General features: G+C 47.8%; 16 protein-coding genes and 1 riboswitch. Of the genes, 5 read left to right on the top strand and 11 right to left on the bottom strand.

Translation table 11 applies throughout. The features are described from left to right. The first annotated feature begins 54 nt into the window (after positions 1-54). Positions 55-2,346, top strand: a complete 2,292-nt coding sequence (gene metE, locus QFZ48_RS02945) for a 5-methyltetrahydropteroyltriglutamate--homocysteine S-methyltransferase (protein WP_429045862.1) — start codon at positions 55-57, stop codon at positions 2,344-2,346. 20 nt (positions 2,347-2,366) lie between these two features. After that, the gene (locus QFZ48_RS02940; protein WP_429045863.1) at positions 2,367-2,750 is read left to right on the top strand and encodes an acyl-CoA thioesterase; all 384 of its coding nucleotides are present in this window, start codon (positions 2,367-2,369) and stop codon (positions 2,748-2,750) included. A gap of 62 nt (positions 2,751-2,812) precedes the next feature. On the opposite strand, the gene QFZ48_RS02935 is transcribed toward QFZ48_RS02940, so the two are convergent. From QFZ48_RS02935 to QFZ48_RS02915, 5 genes are all read right to left on the bottom strand, one after another. Beyond that, positions 2,813-3,760: a hypothetical protein gene (locus QFZ48_RS02935; protein ID WP_429045865.1), complete on the bottom strand. Its 948-nt coding sequence runs from the start codon at positions 3,758-3,760 to the stop codon at positions 2,813-2,815. A gap of 24 nt (positions 3,761-3,784) precedes the next feature. Next, positions 3,785-4,936, bottom strand: a complete 1,152-nt coding sequence (locus QFZ48_RS02930; RefSeq protein ID WP_429045867.1) for a YncE family protein — start codon at positions 4,934-4,936, stop codon at positions 3,785-3,787. Between the two features lie 5 nt (positions 4,937-4,941). Further along, a complete protein-coding gene (locus QFZ48_RS02925; protein ID WP_429061079.1) occupies positions 4,942-6,960 on the bottom strand; it encodes a TonB-dependent receptor plug domain-containing protein in 2,019 nt (672 codons plus the stop codon). Between the two features lie 121 nt (positions 6,961-7,081). Then, a riboswitch (cobalamin riboswitch) is annotated at positions 7,082-7,288 on the bottom strand. Between the two features lie 265 nt (positions 7,289-7,553). Further along, the gene (locus QFZ48_RS02920) at positions 7,554-8,024 is read right to left on the bottom strand and encodes a nuclear transport factor 2 family protein (protein ID WP_429045869.1); all 471 of its coding nucleotides are present in this window, start codon (positions 8,022-8,024) and stop codon (positions 7,554-7,556) included. A 42-nt stretch (positions 8,025-8,066) separates the two neighbouring features. Next, on the bottom strand, positions 8,067-8,480 hold the full coding sequence (locus QFZ48_RS02915) for a hypothetical protein (RefSeq protein ID WP_429045871.1): 414 nt from the start codon (positions 8,478-8,480) through the stop codon (positions 8,067-8,069). 100 nt (positions 8,481-8,580) lie between these two features. On the opposite strand from QFZ48_RS02915, the gene QFZ48_RS02910 reads away from it, so the two are divergent. Then, positions 8,581-9,348 (top strand): DUF72 domain-containing protein, encoded by a 768-nt coding sequence (locus QFZ48_RS02910; protein ID WP_429045872.1) that lies wholly within the window; start codon positions 8,581-8,583, stop codon positions 9,346-9,348. A 42-nt stretch (positions 9,349-9,390) separates the two neighbouring features. Here the strand turns inward: QFZ48_RS02910 and QFZ48_RS02905 are convergent, their stop codons facing one another. The 5 genes from QFZ48_RS02905 to QFZ48_RS02885 are packed head-to-tail and all read right to left on the bottom strand — an operon-like array spanning position 9,391 to position 16,428. After that, entirely contained in the window at positions 9,391-9,657 is a 267-nt protein-coding gene (locus QFZ48_RS02905; RefSeq protein WP_429061077.1) for an endonuclease/exonuclease/phosphatase family protein, read from the bottom strand. Continuing rightward, a complete protein-coding gene (locus tag QFZ48_RS02900; protein WP_429061074.1) occupies positions 9,611-10,180 on the bottom strand; it encodes an endonuclease/exonuclease/phosphatase family protein in 570 nt (189 codons plus the stop codon). The genes QFZ48_RS02905 and QFZ48_RS02900 overlap by 47 nt, the downstream gene beginning before the upstream one ends. Positions 10,181-10,200: 20 nt before the next feature. Further along, on the bottom strand, positions 10,201-11,859 hold the full coding sequence (locus tag QFZ48_RS02895) for a RagB/SusD family nutrient uptake outer membrane protein (RefSeq protein ID WP_429045875.1): 1,659 nt from the start codon (positions 11,857-11,859) through the stop codon (positions 10,201-10,203). A gap of 2 nt (positions 11,860-11,861) precedes the next feature. Continuing rightward, positions 11,862-15,224: a TonB-dependent receptor gene (locus QFZ48_RS02890; RefSeq protein WP_429045877.1), complete on the bottom strand. Its 3,363-nt coding sequence runs from the start codon at positions 15,222-15,224 to the stop codon at positions 11,862-11,864. A 55-nt stretch (positions 15,225-15,279) separates the two neighbouring features. Beyond that, complete coding sequence (locus tag QFZ48_RS02885; protein WP_429065452.1) at positions 15,280-16,428, bottom strand: FecR family protein; 1,149 nt, start codon at positions 16,426-16,428, stop codon at positions 15,280-15,282. Positions 16,429-16,616: 188 nt separating this feature from the next. On the opposite strand from QFZ48_RS02885, the gene QFZ48_RS02880 reads away from it, so the two are divergent. Further along, positions 16,617-17,171 carry an RNA polymerase sigma factor gene (locus QFZ48_RS02880; RefSeq protein WP_429045881.1) on the top strand — a complete coding sequence of 185 codons (555 nt, stop codon included), beginning with the start codon at positions 16,617-16,619 and terminating at the stop codon, positions 17,169-17,171. A 110-nt stretch (positions 17,172-17,281) separates the two neighbouring features. Next, the gene (locus QFZ48_RS02875) at positions 17,282-17,944 is read left to right on the top strand and encodes a dihydrofolate reductase family protein (protein WP_429061072.1); all 663 of its coding nucleotides are present in this window, start codon (positions 17,282-17,284) and stop codon (positions 17,942-17,944) included. 4 nt (positions 17,945-17,948) lie between these two features. On the opposite strand, the gene QFZ48_RS02870 is transcribed toward QFZ48_RS02875, so the two are convergent. Further along, the gene (locus QFZ48_RS02870; RefSeq protein ID WP_429061071.1) at positions 17,949-20,852 is read right to left on the bottom strand and encodes a glycoside hydrolase family 2 TIM barrel-domain containing protein; all 2,904 of its coding nucleotides are present in this window, start codon (positions 20,850-20,852) and stop codon (positions 17,949-17,951) included. Positions 20,853-20,911 lie beyond the last annotated feature (59 nt).

Genomic DNA, 20,911 nt, shown 5'->3' with positions numbered 1-20,911 from the left:
CTGTACTATATAAAAGAGCGTGAACGTCATGTATCACCTTTTAAACAATCAGTAATGATTATCCACAACTTAGGCTATCCGAGGATAGGTAGCCAGCGTGAATTGAAGAAAGCCTGCGAAAGCTACTGGGCAGGCAAAATTACTCTTGATGAATTACAGGCAACCGCCCGTAATATCCGTTTACACAACTGGGAGCTGCAGCAACAGAAAGGGATCGACTGGATTCCCTGCAATGATTTTTCCTTTTACGACCAGGTGCTCGACACTTCCCTGATGGTGGGCGCTGTGCCACAACGCTACCGCACCTTGCAGGAGAAGAAACTTCCTGAAACAGACCTGCTCTTCGCCATGGCGCGCGGCTACCAGCGCGATGGCGACGATATCACCGCCATGGAAATGACAAAGTGGTTTGATACCAATTATCATTATATCGTTCCGGAATTTACGGCAGACCAAACATTTCATTTCTTCTCCCGCAAAGTAACAGCGCAGTTTCTCGAGGCAAAAAAAGAAAACTATGCTGCTAAACCCGTGATCCTTGGCCCGGTATCTTTCCTGTTACTCGGAAAAGAGAAAACGGCCGGCTTCAACCGTTTATCGCTGATAGATAAACTGCTGCCGGTATACCTGGAGGTGCTGTCGCAGCTCACACAAGCCGGCGCAGAAGTTGTGCAGCTCGATGAGCCCTGCCTGTCGCTCGACCTGGATGAAGCAGCCCTGCAGGTGTTTACGAATACCTACACGAAAATTCATGCAGCCTTCCCCCAACTGCATATTCTCCTGGCTTCTTATTTTGAATGCTATGGAAAGAATCTGCCGGTGGCTTTGGCATTGCCGGTGCAAACATTGCACCTCGATCTCGTGCGTTGCCCGTTGCAACTGGAAGATATCCTCGATACAGCTATTGCCCATACTTCTTTGCACCTCTCGCTGGGTGTAGTGGATGGCAGGAATATCTGGAAAAATGATTATGAAAAATCTTTACAGCAGATACAAAAGGCAGTAAACGTGTTAGGAAAAGACCGTATCGCCATTGCTCCTTCCTGCTCATTGCTGCATGTGCCGTGCGACCTGGATAACGAAACAGCCCTGTCTCCCGAAATTAAAAACTGGATGGCCTTTGCCAAACAGAAATTGCAGGAACTGAATGAGCTGCGTGATATTGTGAACGGCAATACGGCGCTGCTGGAAGCCAATAAAGCAGCTATCCATAACAGGGCCACCTCGCCGCTGATTCATAGGAAAGAAGTGAAAGAGAGGATAGCGGCATTTACCGCCGCAGATGCACGCAGGAACAGTACGTTCCCGGTGCGTCAAAACATCCAGCAGCAGCAGTTTGGACTGCCACTGTTTCCTACAACTACGATCGGCTCTTTCCCGCAAACAGATGATATCCGTCAGTTAAGGGCGCGCCTGAAAAAAGGAGAGCTGACCACCGAACAATATGAAGCCGCCATTGAAAAAGCGACCATAGAGGTGATCCGCTGGCAGGAGGAGATTGGCCTGGATGTACTGGTACATGGTGAGTTTGAACGGAATGATATGGTAGAATATTTTGGTGAGCAACTGCAGGGATTCCTGTTTACAAAAAATGGCTGGGTACAGAGCTATGGCAGCCGTTGTGTAAAACCACCGGTTATTTTTGGAGATGTAAGCCGTCCGGCAAACATGACCGTGCGTTGGAGCAGTTTTGCGCAGGCGCATACCGATAAACTGATGAAAGGCATGCTCACCGGTCCGGTTACCATTTTGCAATGGTCCTTTGTACGGGACGACCAGCCCCGTTCCACTACGGCCAACCAGATCGCGTGGGCTATCCGCGATGAAGTAGTGGCATTGGAGCAGGCAGGCATTAAGGTGATCCAGATAGACGAACCTGCTATCCGGGAAGGCTTACCTTTGCGTAAAGAAAACCGCGCAGCTTACCTGGAATGGGCGGTACAGGCGTTCCGCATTTCCGCCAGCGGCGTAAAGGATGAAACGCAGATCCATACACACATGTGCTACAGTGAATTTAACGATATCATTGAGCATATTGCAGCGATGGATGCAGATGTAATCACCATCGAAACCTCGCGTTCGCAGATGGAGTTACTGGATGCATTTGCTGATTTTAAATACCCTAACGAGATAGGCCCCGGCGTATACGATATCCATTCTCCCCGCCAGCCATCTGCGGAAGAAATGATTTCGCTGCTGGAGAAAGCCGCCATCACACTTCCTGCCAGGAACCTGTGGGTAAACCCGGATTGTGGGTTGAAAACCCGTAAATGGCCGGAAACAAAAGTGGCATTGTCGAATATGGTCCGAGCAGCGGAAGTGATGCGGGGAAAAGCATCTTTGTAAAAAAGAAAAACAGTACAATCATGACTATAGAAGAAAAAATTCTTCATTCGGAAACCCGGATCTTTAAAGCCGTATTTCCCAGCACTACCAACCACTATGATACCTTGTTCGGCGGCACGGCCATGTCGCTCATGGATGAAGTAGCGTTTATTACTGCTACCCGTTTTGCACGTAAAAAAATGGTAACGGTATCTTCCGGGAAAATAGATTTTAACCGGCCCATTCCGGCAGGCACCATCGTGGAACTGATCGGGAAAATCATCGAAGTAGGAAATACCAGTGTTAAAGTATTGGTGGAAATATACATTGAGGAAATGTATTCCTATTCACGGGAAAAAGCCATCACCGGCACTTTTAGCCTGGTGGCCATTGGCGACGATAAGCACCCGGTAAGCGTGAAATAGTCGAAAAAGAAAGAGGGGCGTTTGTAAACAAACGCCCCCTTCTTTTAGATTATTCATGGATATTATTCGAGGTTCAGATCTTTTACGCCCAGCACTTCTGTAGAAATTTCCCCTAACCATCCAGCTTCTGCACGGATAGCCGTATGCACTTTAATAAAGTTGATCCCTGTCAGCTTCACCGGCTTGCCGGTTTTATCTACTGCCCAATCCAGTTTTATTTTCGCATCGGTATCTTCATTCGCATGGTTATCTGCATAACCCCACGAGAAAGCGGGTGAAACATAGAAGGGAGAGAAAGGATCGCTGGAAGTATTTTTAATGTTGATGTCTGTTAACTTAGTACCGGTGAAAGTGATGCTGTCGCCTTTCCACTGCGGGTAATACGACTGATCATGAAATACATTTTTAGCAAGGTAACCGGTGTTGCCCTGGTTGTCTTTCCAGCGGATATACTCCGTGTCGCTGGTATAGGGATCATCCGGATTGGTCACCCTTTCTTTTGTTTCGTTGGGCTTGTAGTATGTGACCTGGTAGTTCTTTACGGTTTTGGAACTGTTGTATTCTGAGCCGGCAATTTCATACCATTCATCATCGGGGAGGCCATTTTTATTGGCATCCACGGATACGGAGATCACGCCGGGTTCTGCAAACTGGTTGAAAGCATTGCCCAATACCACGAAGGAGTATTCGCCGGGTACATTTTTGATGGTATGATCAAAGCCCATTACTACATATCCGCCGAATCCGCCGAGGGAAATCATATCTTCTTTTCCTAAAGCCGCCAGTGCGTAATCCGCCATTTGTTTTGCTGAATCGCCCTGCTTCCACATGGGAAGTTCATTGGTGAACTGTCCGGGTGCGGGGAAGTACTCAAAAACTTTGGTCACCTTATTCAGGAAAGGACCGGTAGGCTCAGGGTCCTCAATGGGCGGGGTTACGTCTTTATCCTTTGAACAGCTGCTTACCATAGCAGCGATGAACGTGGCAGCAAGTAGAAGTTTACTTTTCATTTGTATACATTTAGTTGGTTATGATTATTTAGTTGCGGAAACAAATGCAATGTGTGCGGGTATCTCGCCGGTGGTGACCGACCATTTCTTTTTACCTGTTTTATCAAAGCAGTAAAGGGTTCCGGAAGAAACGTAGTCCTTTGCATCCGTCACAAAAATTTCTTTGGTGATGGGGTTTACTGCAACGCCGTAAGGCATACGGATGGATTTGTCGGTACCATCAGCGATAAAATTGGTGTTTAACACAGTCTCCGTTTTTACATTTACCATATTATAGGTGATGGTCCATTTGCCGGTGTTATAGCTGAAGACAGAACCATACACATAAGCGGTGTCGCCGGAAATACACAGGTTGCTCACGGGAATATCAAATTGTTTTTTTACCGCATCCGTTTTTGTATCTATCACAAAAAGGCGGGATGGTGTATTATAATAATCGCCGCGGGAAGTCACGTAGACATCGCCATCATTGTCTGCCTTGAGGCGGTCGAGGTTAATCGCCACATCAATCTTTTTTATCTCTTTAAAAGTATTCAAATCTATTACCGACACGGTGCGGTCGTAATTTGGTGCGCGGTAGCCGCCGGAATTGGCTACATAAAGTTTGTTGCCCACTACAGCCATTTCTTCCGGTTGGTAACCCACAATCACTTTACGGGTAATTTCCAGGGTAGTGGTGTCTATCTCTGCTACAAAACCAATGGGTGCATTGGGTTCTATCAGTACGGGGCCTGCATAGGAGCTTACGTATGCCTTGCCGTTGGCAAAAGTTATATAGCGGCAGTTGAGGATATCAATTTGTTTGATACGTTTGGTGCTGGCTGCATTCATCACTTCCACCTTGTTGGAAATGTTGATCACGGCATACAACTTCGTACCATATACTTCAATATCGTTGCCTACATCGCCCAGTTCCTTTACAGTAGTGGGATTGGCAGTAGCATAGATATTACTTTTGTAGATGCCTGTGGTATAGTCGTAATAATCCAGAGAGGCTTTATTACTGCCCATATTGCCTTCATTCAGCAGGTAAAATCCATTGAGCAGGGATCCTGGTGTGGCGGTATCCACGGGTGTTACTTCCGGCGGAACAATTTTTTCTCCTTTCCGGCAACCGGTGATGGCCAGTCCTGCCAGGGCGGCCACCAATACTGTATTCCTTAGCTGTTTCATCATGACGATTAAATATTCACGGTTAAAATGAAGCGGTAATTTCTCCCCGGCATGGGGTAGCTGATCACCACTTCATAGAACTGGTTGGCGAGATTATTTACCTGTGCCGTTACATGGAACCGGGTATGTTTGTAACTGAATTGTTTGCCCAGTGAAATATCGCTGGTATACCAGGGCTCCACGTAGTTCTTTAACTTATTTTCTTTGCTGTTGTACCGTTCTCCCGTATAAATGAAGCTGTAGTTGGCTTCCCATTGTTTATAGTCGGCGCTCAGTATCACCGAGCCGCTGTGACGGGGAATGTAAACGATCTGGTCGCCGTAAAAACTGCCGGAGGGATCGGTGAAATCCTGTGCGCGTTGGTACGTATACGTGAGCCGTGTGCTGAACTGCACCTGTTTTTTTATAAGCCATAGCGCTTTTGCTTTTACATCCACGCCTTTTATCTTTACAAACCCCAGGTTCTCCATTTGCCAGCTGAGCATGCTGGCGCCGGGAACGGCTACGATCTTATCCTTTACTTCATTGTAATAGACGTCTGCCTCGATACCTGCCTGAGTGAGCCAGCTGCTGGCAAAGGTTTTATTCCAGGTGAATCCTGCATCATATTGTGTGGCGAATTCGGGTTCCAGGAAGCGGTTGCCGATCTCGGTATAATAGAGGTCATTAAATGTAGGCATGCGGAAGATCTGTTTGTAAAACCCACGAAGCCGGAAATCCGGTGAGCGCATGGGCTGCCAGGAAACAAATACTGCCGGTGTAAATTTCTGCTGGTAGGGCGCCGAAGCATTTTTCTTTACAGTTTCATTCACGAAGGTGGCCAGCAGGCTGGCCTGTGCGCTGAAACGGTTGAAGCTGATGTTTGTGGCGGCAGCAGCCAGTGTGGTATAACGGGTAGGGTAGCTGAAGTTGGTCAGGTCCGCATCCAGGCGGTTCCATTGAAAGTCGCCCGAAGCCGCAATGGTCCACCAGTTGGTAAGGGCATACTGGTGTGCCAAGGAGAAATACATTTCATATTGGCGGTAGTGGTTATCTATATAAAGCCGGGCAGTATCCGGCGCCAGGAACCGCGTATAGTCGTAGGCGTATTTCCCGTTCAGCAGGATGCTGTAACGTTTGGTAATATCTTTGCGGAAGCTGGATTGCACAAAGATGTTCTGATCCCATTGACGGTCCACATGCCCGAACACACCGTTTACAATGAACCCGGGCAGGCCGCGCTGCGATTGGTAATAATACACTTTGGTGCTCCACTCCCCGCCATTCAGCAGGCCATTGAAACTGCCTTCCATGCGAACGGCATTGATGTCGCCGTTTTTCCGGTAAGCGCTGGTATCATATACCAGGTGCCCGTTTTCATCCCGTTTCTGGTAGGAGAATTTATACCTGCCGGTAGCATTGATCCATTCGGTGCTGAAGGAGGCGGATACTTTGCTGCTGATCTTCTGCTGCCATAGCAAAGAGGGATTAAACAGGCCAAAGGAGCCGGTTTTGATAGTACCCCTGAGATGTGTTTTTTCTCCCGGTGCAAATTTAGGTTTGAGAGAAGTAAGATAGATGGCCCCGGCTGATCCAAAGTCTTTCGCCGGCTGAAAGATGTTGCTTTTCTGCCCGTTGTACAGGGCGATTTCCTCCATATTATCCAGCGAAAACCGGCCCAGGTCCACCTGTCCGTTCTGGGCATTGCCCAGTTGAATGCCATCATAAAATACGCCCACCTGGTTGGTGCCCATGCTGCGTATATCAACGGTTTTGAGACCGCCAATACCGCCGTAGTCCTTTACCTGCAACCCGGCAAAAAAACGGATAGCATCCGCCACGGAGTGGCTGCCCAGCCGCTCCAGTTCTTTCGCCTGCATTTTCTGCCCCGGGCTTACTTCCCTGGCCGTACGCGGGGCTGTAACGGATACCTCCCGGAGGTCCTTGGATTTTACGCTGTCGGCCTGTTGTGCAAGGGCACTCACCACCCCACAGAGCAATACCAGCAACATCCCGGCGGTTTTCGCCGGTGTTTTAAAACGCATCATTCCCAAGCCTGTTAATGTTCCATCAACAGCTTTCGCAATAAGAAAAATAATCAGGAAAGAGACAAGATACGGGGGATACCCGCAGATTGAATTTATTCCCAAGCTTCATTCCACGAAAGCTTAAAAAAGTAGTTGTATGGCAGGTATTCTGACTTATCTCTGCTTCAGGCGACCTTCCCATTGAATGTTCAACAGTGGTCTGATTGGCGATGCCTTAGCATTGTATGAGACTTACAGCAGCGGGACTGTCCGGGATTTTCACCCGAGTTCCCTTTTAATCAGGTATATCCGGAGTGGACATGCCTGAACCATAGCGGGGCAAAAGTAGGTTATTATTTGATCGATTCAAAACGGGAGCGGTATCCATGTGGGCATATCCACCCTGAAAGCTGACCGAAACCCTGGTTTTTGACAGGGATAGTGCATTGATAGTGCATTGATAGTGCATGGGAGTGCATCATGAGTGCATGAGTAGTGCATGAGTAGTGCATGCGGACTGTATGCATAGTGCATGGGTTACGCAACGAATACGCTGGTTTCACGCATCTGTGAAGCATGCGCGAGGTAATACCGGGTCAGGGCGGGTGCAGGTATTATTTTGCCATGGCTGATTCTTCACAATTGTCTTTGCGCCTGGTGTCGATGAGATATTGGATTTTCCACCCATCCGGGAGCTTCACCAGTTGGAAGGAGTCTACCCCACAGTGGGAAAACTGTCCTTTGAAGAAGAAGCGGTAGGGTGTCCATACAGCAGCCAGCCGGCCATCTATCAGGACGGAGCCAAATACAATACGCTCGTCCGCCGCCTGGGCCGGGAGTCTGCCTATAAAAGAGGAAAATTCATTGACCGGCGTGGTGTGGATAGTTTGCTTGCCTGCTTTGTCTTCCATCACCGACTGCAATATCGCTCCCGGCGCGAAACAGGCGGCCACCGCTACACTATCTGAATTATTCATGGCAGTAAACAGCTGGTTAATAGCAGCTTTCACTGCTTCCTCCGGTGCCTGGGCGTAGAGAGAGGCACCCATGATGATAAGTACGAAGCTGAGTATAATACGGCGCATTTTTTTTCTTACAATATACTGATTTTGTATTTGTACCAGCGCCTAACTGATGATGCCTTTCTCTTTTAAAACATCTTCCTCGTTTTCATGACTGATATACATGATTATTTTGAGTGCATCATTAAGATGGTGTAAAATGTAAGTAATCTCAAATTCAATGACTTCCTCCGGATTTTTTGAGAAAACAGCGCCCCATCTGACCAGCGCCCTGGTATAGTATTTCCCCATCGGCGACGTTTCTACTTTAATGACTTTCATTTCCTGCATGCCGACCTTGTGGTTAAATTTAAACATCTCTTCCAGCCATTGCGTGAACTTTTCATCATTTTTAAAAGTCATGCTTCCCGATGGCCCGGCGGCCATGAAGTTTTCTGCATAACAACTGGCGATGATACTTGTATCGTTGCCTAAGGAGGCCCGGCCATAAGTGGTGAAGAAGTCGGTGAATGATGTCATAACGGATAGTTTTTAGGGGAAGCGGATTTACGGTTTCTATACAAAAAGTATTCCTGGCTATTACCATCCCCACTGGTTAGATTTTTGCTTTACCCCTTGCATGGCAAAAAAAACCAAAGGCATCTATAAATCGGGCACAAGCGGACTCGTACTACCCGTGCCTAACAAGCTGGCCTATCCTCCCGCTTTCCGGGATAAAAGCCGGCTCACTTACTATGGCTCCCTGTTTAACAGCATTGAAATCAACAGCTCCTTCTACAAAGTACCCCAGGCCGCAACGGTAAAAAAGTGGGCGGACTCAGTACCGGATGATTTTGTTTTCACCTTCAAGTTATGGCGCGACATCACCCATGTGAAGCAGCTGGCATTCCAGGAAGCGGATGTGATTCGTTTTATGGAAGTGATCAATGAGGCCGGAGCGAAGAAAGGATGCCTGTTAATACAGTTTCCACCCGGTGTAACGGTGGAGCAATATGGCCAGGTAGAACAACTGCTGGATATAGTACAGGGCATTAATCCCGCGGATGGCTGGAAAGTAGCGCTGGAGTTCAGGCACAGCTCCTGGTACATCGGGGAAGTGTATGAGCTGGCAGATGAATATGAATGCAGCATCGTGCTGCATGACATTCCAAAATCAAGGAATGAACGACTTAATGCAAAGGCTGATTTTGTATACCTGCGGTTTCATGGGCCCGCCGGCGATTATAAGGGTGGGTATACAGATGATTACCTGGCGCAACGGGCAAAGGAGATCCGCGCGTGGATCAAAGAAGGAAAGGAAGTGTATGTTTATTTTAATAACACTATCGGGGACGCCATTAAAAACCTGGTGACGTTAAACGGGATGCTGCATGTTAACCGCGAATAATAGGGGCCGCACAAATCCTGCGACTTGTGCGGCTCTATTATACTATTTGATAACAATTTCTGCTATCACCGGTAAATGATCCGAGGGATACGGCTCATTTACTACACTGCTGCTTTTTACCGTAAAGCCCGGGGCGTTTGTCCACATAATGTGGTCAATCACCCTATTGGGGTTGTTCACCGGGATGGTGAACCCGCAACCGGTACAGGAAGGGGTAAATTTTTTCAGCAGTAGCTGGTAAGATGCACTTTCCGGTACGCAGTTAAGATCGCCGGCAAGCAGGAAAGGAATGGCTTTTGGCGGCAGCAATTTTATTGATCTCACCTGCCTGTTCATCTCTTACCGCTGCATTGCTCACATCCATATGTGTACAGGCAAAAATTAATTTTTTGCCGCTGCGTAAAGTAATACCGGCCAATGCCACTACACGGTCTTCACTGGCAGGATTCGCGGTTTCCGGCAGGTGTATGGTTTCCGTACCGGTTAAGGGAAATTTAGATAATATAGCCACGCCATATTCGCCGCCATCATGATCAATGGCTTTGGCAAAGTATACCTGCATACCGGTTTTGGCAGCCAGTTGTGCAGCCTGGTCAATACTGCCGGAACGTTTTGTGTTTACATCCACTTCCTGTAACGCCACCAGGTCGGGGTGCCGGCTGTTGATAACACTGGCAATGGCATCGACTTCAATTTCCCCTGTTTTACTTTTTGTTGGAGGATTACAGTGATGAATATTGTAAGTCATCACACGCAAGGTGTCGCTTGCTGATGCTTTATTGAAGCAGGCACACAGCAGGAGCGCAGATAATATTTTCAGAGATATTTTCATGATGTTGATCTTTTTTAGCATTATTCCCAACCTGGATTTTGTGGACCAAGAGCAGGGTTACGTTGTATTTGCGTCAGCGGAACAGGGAAGAGGTAGTGTTTCGGATCTACAAACTGCCTGCCGGTCATTACAATAATATAACCGTTGGCGTCTGCCGCAATATTGCTTACCTGTGATGGCACTGCTGCCAGCGATTTCTTCATACCCTTCACATCAGCACCCAGCAGGCTACCTTGTTTCCAGCGGATAATATCATACCAGCGTTGTCCTTCGCGCGCCAGTTCAATCCTGCGTTCCCTCCGGATCTCCGTGCGCAGGTCCTGCCCGTTGGCGGCCAACTCTGTGAGGATCATCCTTTTCATGCCAACCCGGTCGCGGAGTTTATTAATGGTCAGATCTATATCGCCCTGTGTAAGCGTACCCTGTTCCATCTTCGCCTCTGCATAGGTTAACAGCACCTCCGCCAGGCGCATCACGTGTATATCGTTCTGGTCTTTGCTTACCTGTGATACGGTGCTTACTTCCACGTATTTGGTATAGTAATAACCGGTGATGGTAACGCATCCCAGTTTATCAGACACAAATTTCGGCGCCGTAAAAATAGCGGGATTGGTATTGGCGGGGTTGCCATCTTTTCTACCACCCCAGGTAGCACCCGGTGCAAGAATGGTTTGCTTCATGCGCGGATCGCGGTTCTCAAAAATGTTAGCATAGGTATCTTCCTTGTACAGCGGCGATTTATCGATGGTTAAGCCATCACTGCAAAGATACGCATCCACCAATGCTTTGGTGGGATTGTAACGGGAGGCCTGGTCAGGCACCTGCGATTCACGGCTGATGTTATGCATGCTTACATCCGTGAGATTGAGACGGGCGGCAATGGTTTCTTTATTCACACCGGCGCTGAGCTTACCTTTGTAAGTGAACAGGTCGTAATAGTCCTGTGCAGGCTTACCCGTGCTGTAAAGGGAATATACATTGAGATCCATTACATCTTTGGCCGCTTTTTCAGCAACGTCCCAGCGACTGTCGTACAACGCCATACGGGCTTTGAACGCCAGCGCAGTGCCTTTGCTGAAGCGTCCCAGTGTGGGACCAACCTGCCGCTCTTTTTTCATCAGGCTGGCAGCTTCTTCAAGTTCAGATAATATAAAGTCGATGATCTCTTTACGTTTATTACGCGGACCATACAGTTCATCAATATTCAGCGGTTTGGTCACCAGCGGAAGATCGCCAAAGTAAGATACCAGGTTCATGTACATGTATGCCCGGATGGTTTTAGCTTCGCCGGCCATCTGGTTTTTTATTTCCTGTGATACACTGGTAGCACGCTCGTAATTGGCAAGAAATACATTACACTGGCGGATACCGGTGTACTGACTGCGCCATTCTGCATCTACCGCCGACAGGTCAGGACCGAAGTTGCCGCTGCCAAAAATACGGTAGGTATCTCCGGTGGAAGAATTAATACTGTTGTCTCCCATCTGGTCCATCGCCACCGTGTTATTATTTTTCACATTGGCATAAAGCCCGTTCAACGCTAATGTCAGCTGCTCTTCTGTTGTCCAGTACGTTTCATCAGATATGGCATCCAACGGAGTCCGGTCAAGGAATCCTTTCCGGCAACCCGTAGATGTTACCGCTAATAACACGCAGGTATATAGCAATATCTTTTTCATAATTATTTAAAGTTGATGTTTAAACCAAATACAAATGTTTTCACCTGTGGATAAAAACCACCACTGCTCACTGGTGTTTCCGGATCATATCCATAAAAGAAGTCGGAAGCAGTAAACAGGTTGTCGGCAGAGAAATAAAGCCGGAAGCGGTCTATCCGCAGCTTCTCGGTAATGTGCGCCGGAAGCGTATATCCTACCTGGATATTTTTTAACCGGAGATAGGAAGCATCTTCGAGCCAGAAGGTTGATAAGCGCTGGTTATATGAGTAACCATAGGCAAGCCGTGGGTAGCTGGCGCCGGGATTCTGAGGCGTCCACCGGTCCAGGTGAATCGGTTGCGGATTGGAACCATCGTTAATAAAAGCATGACGGGCGGCACTGGTAATCCATCCATCTGCTTTACCTACTCCCTGTAAAAAGAAGCTGAAATCAACACCTTTATAGGCAACATTTCCTTTAAAGCCATACGTATACCTGGGGATAGCGCTGCCTATCACCTGGCGGTCGTCTGCGGCGGTGATCTTTTTATCGTTGTTTAAATCTTTGTAGATGATATCGCCGGGCATCATAGGATAACTGGCATCATAAGGGAACAGCGGCGTGTATTTGTTGGTAGCGGCATCATAAGAGTAATCGGAGATCTGCGAAATACGGTCGGCCACAAAACCATAGAAGGCATCAATCGGCTGACCTACTGTTCTGATCTGGTCGGCGATAGTGGCCGGCGCATTACCTAAACTCATTACTTCATTTTTTACATCAGACAAGTTGCCGCTCACACCATAGCTCACATCACCGATCCTGTCCTGCCAGCCTACCATCAGCTCCCATCCTTTATTGCGCACTTTACCGGCATTCTGGTACGGATAGCTTCCATTCATGCCAAGTACATCCGGCAACGGTACTCTCAGCAAAATATCGTTGGTGTTGTTGATGTAGTAATCCGCCGTGAGGCTTAACCGGTTGTTCAGGAAGGTGAGATCCAGGCCGATATCCTGTTTGGTCATGGACTCCCAGGTAAGCAACGGGTTGGGAATACCGGTTTGCCTGTAACCAAGGGTTAGCACATTTCCGATTGGCATCGTCGCGACAGAACTGATGGAAGAAAGATATCCGAAATCATCCTGCACTTTATCATTACCCTGCGTACCATAGGAGGCCCTGATCTTACCAAAATTGATAATGCCTTCCAGTGATTTGAAGAAGGACTCTTTTGAAAACACCCATCCTGCAGATCCGGAGAAAAACCAGTTCCAGCGGAGGTCTGCGGCAAACCGGGTAGACCCGTCGTAACGGAAGTTACCTTCCAGCAGGTATTTGTCGCTGTAAGCGTAGTTCACGCGGCCAAAGATAGATTGCAATGCATTCTGGCTGCCGTCTGAACCGTTAAGCGGATTAAGTGTACCGAGATTGATGCTGCCCAAATCCTGCGTAGGCAGGTTGGTTCTGCTAGCCGTGAAATTGCGGCTCACCGTTTCTTCAGAAGAAGCCGCAGCAAGCGCTTTCACGTAATGCTTTCCTGCAAACGTCTTTTCATATTCCGCCATCCCGATCACGGTCTGGTACAAAGAAGTATAATCGCGGTTGTCAATCTTGTTGGGATTATTGGTCTGGTAAATCAGTGAATTATCTTCCGGGCTGTAATAGTTAATGGTTTTTGTAAAGATCTGTCTGAAAGAATTACTTTTCACCAGGCCATACTGTCCCCTTAAACGAAAGTCTTTTGTAATATTCAGCGTCGCCTGGATGTTACCGGTAATTTCCTGTGAGGAGAAGTCATTGGTACCGCCATCGGTTACAAGTGCAACGGGATTCACGGATCCGCCGAGATATCCCCATCCGCCGGTGGTAAATCTTACCGGTACCAGCGGAGAGATCTGGTGGGCAGATTGAATAGGCCCGCCTGAACCGCTTACATCAGCACTGGAACCGGTCTGGTTCCGGTCGATATACCCAATGTTGGCATCCAGTTGAAGAATGTCGAACAACGTGGTATTAAGTCTTAAACGCACATTGTGTCTTTTGGCGTTGTAGTTATCGCCGGTGATAAGGCCGCCCTGTTTCAGGAAGCCGTAAGACAGGTAGTAGTTAATATTATTAGCGCCGCCGGAAAGGTTCAGCATATGATTTTGCTGTGGTGCGCCCGACTTGTACATTTCTTTCAGCCAGTTGGTATTGGCGTAATAATTCAGGTCGCTGCCGTTTTTGGCGATATCAATCTGTTCCTGTGTATAAGTAGGATTGTTGCCGGCGTTTACCTTGGCTTCATTTAGCAGCGTCATATAATCCGCAGAACCCAGGAAAGTAGGTAAGGCAGTAGGCGTTTGTACGCCAAAGTAATTGGCATACGTTAAAGACGGCTTGCCGCTTTTACCTTTTTTTGTGGTCACAAGAATAACGCCGTTGGCGCCACGTACCCCGTAAATAGAAGAGGAGGCTGCATCTTTAAGCACAGACACCGTTTCTATATCGTCGGGGTTCAGGATATTAAGGTTGCCGCCGGGAATACCGTCTACCACCACCAGCGGGCCGGCATCATTGAGCGTGCCTATACCACGGATACGGATCGTATTTTCATCGGAGCCGCCGGGAATAGCCGTGGCATTGATCACGGTAACACCTGTCATTTGACCTTGCAGCGCTGAAACAGCGGAGGTAGCCGGCCGGCCTTTGAAGTCGTCGCTGCTCACCATACTCACCGCACCGGTAAGGTTGGCTTTTTTCTGTGTGCCATAGCCTACCACCACTACCGCATCCAGGCCCACCGTAGATGGCTTCAGGCGGATGTGGTAGTCTTGTTTACTATCTGCCGTAATAATAATTTCTTCATATCCCAGCATTTTTATGGATAGCTTTTCACCAGGATTCACCGCGATCCTGAACTCCCCCTTATCGTTGGTGATAGCGCCTTTATTGGTGGATTGATTCAGGATCCTGGCGCCGGGAACCGGAACACCTTTTTCATCGGTAACAGTACCGGTTATTTCCTGGGCCGCCACAACCGGCATGGCCTTTCTTTTTACAACAATGGTGTTGTTGTTAATGGTGTAGGTGAAAGGCTGCCCTTCGAAGCACTTGTTCAATGCTTCTTCCAGCGTGGCATTCACCAGGGTAAGGGTTACCGGCCGGGCGTCTGCCAGCATTTCCGTATTGAGCAGGAAATTATAACCGGTTTGTTTTTTTATTTCTTTAAACACTTCCCTTAACGGGGTTTGTTTCTCAGAAAGATTCACCCTTTGCGCATAGGTAACAGCGCTTACCTGCAGCGAAAGGAAAATAACAAGAGAGAAGGAGAGCTTGACTAACCTGAGTGTCTCCCATGACAGTAGACCTGCCTTTTTCAAGGCATGAGCATTACGCTTCATAAATAAAGTTTAGTTTACGAATTATTGACCTGGCCGATATGTTGTGGACGATAGGTTAATTAATGACAGTGATTTTTCCTGCTTCTATTTTAAATTGTACTGTTCCTGTTAATGCCAGCATATTTAATACTTCTGTAACATTTTTAAAGCGCGAGATGCTACCCGCAAAAGATAATTTTTTTGTGCCACTGCTATATTCAATATCCACGTTGTACCAACGTGAAATTTTACGCATGATGGATGTCAGGTCTTCATCATTAAAAATAAAATAGCCATTCTTCCACGACATTACCTGTTCTATATCTGCTTTGTTCACCTTAAAACCTTTGCTCCCGGTAAATATCCCTTCCTGCCCGGGATTCAGTATGACCGCCGCTGTTCCTTCGTTGCGTAACCTTACTTTTCCTTCCAGTAACGTGGTGTTTATACTAGCTTCATCTGCATATGCCATTACGTTAAAATGAGTACCCAATACTTCTACCTGCATGCCTTTAACTTTCACCACAAAGGGTTGCTGCTGGTTATGCGCTACTTCAAAATAGGCTTCTCCCTCCAGCTCCACCATTCTTTCCTTTCCTGTAAACTGGGTAGGGAAGCGCAGTTTGCTGGCGGCATTCAGCCATATTTTGCTGCCATCCGGCAATGTCAGGTTGTATTGCCCGCCACGTGGGATGGCCAGGGTATTAAATACTGCCAGGGAAGTTGTTGGCGGTTTATCGGTCAGCTGGTAAACCAGTTGCCCGTTACCGGATTTATTCACCGTGGTATTACCTTGCGCGGCTATTTGCCCTTCTGTGGCCTTGTTCAGCTCTACCTCCGTGCCGTCGCTGAGGATAAGCACGGCCTTACTGGTTGCAGGTGTAATGTCTTGTTTTATTACAGGTGTTTTTTCAGCTACCGCCGCCAATGGCTTATTCCGCTGCTGCAGGTGGCCGTTAAAATACAGGAAGCCCGAAGCAACCACCAGCAATACTGCTGCTGCCGCTGCTACTGCTTTCCAGGGAAATAGCCGCTTTACGTTCTCTTCCTGCGAAATACTTGCAGAGAGCCTGTTGTATATCTTTTCTTTTAATACTTCGTCGGAATCAGCGTCATCGGAAAAACAAAAGTCATCCTCATACTGCTGCAGCCGGATCAGCTCTTCAGGGCTGCAATCCCCGTTCAGGGACCTTTCGTACAGATCAAGGTATTCTTCTTTTGTCATCACAGGCGATTCATTTATTCTATAGAGACAATTATTTTCCCTTACACACCTACTTTTTAAAAAAAAGAGTATTTTGTCGGGGAAGGAAGCGCCAACAGGTGTTACACAGACAATCAACCAGGATCAATTCCTATATAGTTCATCTTAATTTAACATGCAGGTAATTTTATTTTGTCAATTTTTGTGACATGATTAGGTGGGATGCTAACACAGCAGATGCTGATTTATGGCTTGCAGTCAGAGACGGTGAAAAAACAGCCTATAACCTGTTATTTAACCGCTATTGGGGAAAGATGTATCAAACCGCCAATAACCTGTTAAACGATCCGGAAGCGAGCGAAACAATTGTGCATGATATATTTCTCACCTTATGGCTTAAAAGAGAAGAACTGCATATCGTTCATTTCCGTAACTATATTATTTCCGCCACCCGCTATCATGTATACCGGGTGCTGAAAACACGGAAAGCGTTCCAGGTAGTGGAAGCAGAAGAACATATGGCGGCTATCGGGAATACCGCAGAAGAAAAAATCCAGGAACAGTCTTTCCGCCAGCAACTGCACGCGTCCCTCAGCAATTTACCGAAACGCAGTAAAGAAATATTCCTGTTAAGCAGGGAAGAACAACTCAGCAACCAGGAAATCGCAGAACGGTTAAATATCTCCAAAAGAAGCGTGGAAAACCAGATCACCCACGCGCTACAACACCTGAGGCTTTATCTTAAACATTTATTGATGTTGTAAATAGTGATGATTCCGGCAAATTGTCGCAATTCACCCTTCATAAAGTCGTATTTACACAGCCCCGGCCATTCTTACTGAAAGTATCTTTGAATCAAATAACAAAGATTACTATGAGAAAGATTATCGTCATCACTTTTATGTCTATGGACGGCGTTATGCAGGCGCCCGGAGCCCCCGAAGAGGACCGCAGTAATGGCTTCAGATGGGGCGGCTGGATGACGCCTTATTCCGACGACTTCACAAATGGGATCATGAATGCGCTCATGTCTCAATCTTTTGATCTGTTGTTAGGAAGACGAACATATGAGATATTTGCGGCTTACTGGCCTTTTATACAGGATCATAGTATCGCCGACAAGTTTAATAGTATCCATAAGTATGCAGTGTCCGGCAAACCAATGGATCTGAGCTGGGAAAACTCCACGCTGATCACCGGCGATGTAGTGGAAGGCCTCCGGCAACTCAAACAACAGGACGGTCCCGACCTGCTGGTGCACGGCAGCAGCAAACTGGTACAAACCTTACTGGCGAATGGTTTGGTGGACACACTCACCGTATGGACCCTCCCGTTAACCATCGGTGAAGGCAAACGGTTATTCCGGGAAGGGACCCAACCGGTGGACTGGAAATTAGTGGACGTAAAAAGCTCCCCGAAAGGCGTGATCATTGCCAGCTATGAACCGGGAGGAGAAATCAAACCGGGCTCGTTTGTAGGGGATAACCCCAGCGAAGCGGAGCTGGCAAGACGCAAACGGGTAGCGGAAGGCGGATGACCGGTTACATCGTCCCGTACAGCTGTATTTCTTTTACCGCTATCCTGCTGCTTTCTGGCTGGATACCGGTAATAAGATAACGGACATATCTTACCGCTGTGCGATGGAAAAGCACCGGCTGATAATTTTGCCCGGATACCCGTTCCGTGCTCTTTACACTTGTCCAGTCGCTGCCATTGGCAGATACCGCGATACTGTAAGTGTACCAGTCGCTGTCTTTCCCCCATACTACGCGGCTGCCGCTCAGCTGGTATTCATTTTTCAGATCCAGGGTAATGCTGACAGGAACACTTCCTGCGCCGGATATCCATCCTGTGGCGGTGTTGCCGTCAATAACCGCGTTAAGACTTTCATCCGCAGGCTGAACAAAACTGGCCTTGCCGGCGAGTTTAATTTCCCGGAGCTGTTTGGCGGCAATGGTATCCGTATAATAGGCAGTCATTGTTTTTTTATCTTCGTGTATCCATGGCCGGTGGATACCGTCTTTTACATATTCATAGGGTGTTGCGGTGGTTTTAATCACCTTACTGCCTGGAGCCATGCCGGCGCTCTTTACGTTGATATATATGTTTCCTGCTGTAGCAGTGTGGCGGATAACACCATAGGCAATGCCGCCTTCCGTTTTCTGCAAGGCAATACCCGCAGCCGGAATATTTCCGCCTATGAGGGTGCCTTGTCCTGATACACTGATCTGAACAGTATAGGATTGCCCGGCTGTTTGATTAGATACAAGTGTGCCGTTCCGGTCGCATACCTTCACATAAAACGGCGTCATAGAAAATCCGTCGGCGGTGGAAGTGGCAGCGCTGGCAGGAATTTCAATTTCCAGGTGATGAGGCGTGCCGGGTGTTTTTACAATATGCGTGCAGATGGCTTTTCCATTCAGGATACCGATGGCTTTCAACTCTCCAGGCTCGTATTTCCCGGTGTGGAAAACAAAATAAGGACTACCGCCTTTGGCCGCTACAAAAGGAGCGGTACGGGCATTTTGCGTCCTTGTTATTTCGCCGCAGAATTTGTTGTTCCGGTAAAGTTGTACGGCATCACAGTTAGAGAATACCATGATGGAACTATCCAGTGCTGGCTGGTTATTATAGCTGCCAATGTATACCATTGGGCCATATGCCGGATTGCGGGCATCCTGCATTGCCTGTAGCTGGTAGTAACTGAACTTTTCATAGCGGTCAAGATCGGTAACGCCGCTGAAAGCGGTGATGGGATCGGAGCCACGCGTGTAATCATTGTAGCTCCATACAAAGTAACCGCCAATTCTTGGATTGGCATCCAGTCCGCCATGATCCCAATAGCCGCCCAACGCTTCGGATGTTTCTCCGTTCAACGCATTTTGCCGTAAAATACATTGGTTGATCAATCCTTTCTCTGTGTACATCCTGCTGGCGCGCAGGCTGTTTTCTTTTTCAGCATCGGCCATCCAGCTATCTCCCCACTCACGGGTAATAAACGGGCGTGATGGCATAGGGTCGGTGCCATCTTCATTTACCACTTTGTAGGAAACGTTGTAATGGTCTTTGCTGCGTGCGTTAAAATCATCGGCTACAAACAGTTGGTTGCCGGGCATTTCAGCCCGTGCGGTTTGTACGGCTTTTTCCATCCATGCTTCGCTGGTGGGTGATTCATTCAGGGAAGTTTCCCACAGGAAAACAGATGGGTGGTTGCGGTCGCGGCGGATCATCTCCCGGATGTCGCGGTAAGTGTTTTCAACGAAGAGGGAATCTTTGGAAAAAAATTGCCATCCCGGCTCACACTCAATCACCAGTAAACCTGTTTTGTCGCATGCCTCCAGGAATGCGGGCGATGCGGGATAATGTGCGGCCCGCACGGCATTGAACCCGCCCATTTTCAGTTGAAGAGCATCCCGGTATTGCAGGTTGTCTGTGGCGGCATCACCGGTGTATTCGTACGCCTGGTGCCTGTTGGCGCCGCGCAGGTATAATTTCGTTCCATTGATATAAAAACCGTCGGCAGCGAAAGCGATGTTTCGTATACCCGTATAGGTGATCAGGCTATCCACTGGTGCATTGTCTTCATAAACAACAGATACCAGGCGATACAGGTAAGGATGATCCGGATGCCATAAATGAGGAGCGGTCACCGTCAGCGATTGCCGGATATCTGTATCTGCCTGTGCAGGAATGGGCTGTTCAATGGCTGCTGTTGCTACCGGCATGCCACTGGTATCAATCAATGTCGTTTTCAGCGTGGTATGTACCGGTTTACCGGAAGCATTCACGATATTGGTTTTTACCGCAACAGCTGCAGCGTTTTTGCCAACGGAAGGATAGGTGATAAATATGCCGCCACCGGCTACCTTGTTAGCTTCCAGTGGATGGGAGATAAATACTTTGCCGGTAACCGTCAGTGACACATTTCTATAGATGCCGCCAAAGTAATTGAAGTCGAGCTTCGACTGCGGCTTTCCGGGTGGGATCTGCGGGTTATCTTTATTGGATACCCTCACTGCCAGCACATTGTCTTTTTCAAAATCCACATACGTGCTGATATCCACTACAAAGCCCATGTAACCACCTGTATGGGTCGCTATTTTTTTACCATTGAGATACACATCCGCAGTGGTTTGCACGCCTTCAAAACAAACAGTGATCCTTTTATTGCGGAAAGAGGAAGGTACTTTAAAATATCTCCTGTACCAGCCGATGCCCTGGTACACGGCATTGCCGCCGTTGTGCTTTTTTTCAATACGCATTACGTGCGGAATGCTGATGCCCACCCAATTCTTGTCATTAAATGTTGCCTGCTCCGCCCCGGTGATATCGCCTCTTTGAAAGGCCCAGTGGGTATTGAAGTTAAGAACGGTTCTGCTTTGCTGGGCGCATAAGGTAAAAGGACAAATAAAATAAACCAGCAGGCCGGTAATGAAACGATACATGTGAATACTTTTTAAGCATAAAAAAATCCCGCTCATCTTTCAACTCGCGGGATTTTTTT

The sequence above is a fragment of the Chitinophaga sp. W2I13 genome (assembly GCF_050434005.1).
Classification (GTDB): domain Bacteria; phylum Bacteroidota; class Bacteroidia; order Chitinophagales; family Chitinophagaceae; genus Chitinophaga.
The sequence above is the reverse complement of the archived record's forward strand: the minus strand, read 5'-3'. Positions and strand labels throughout refer to the sequence as shown.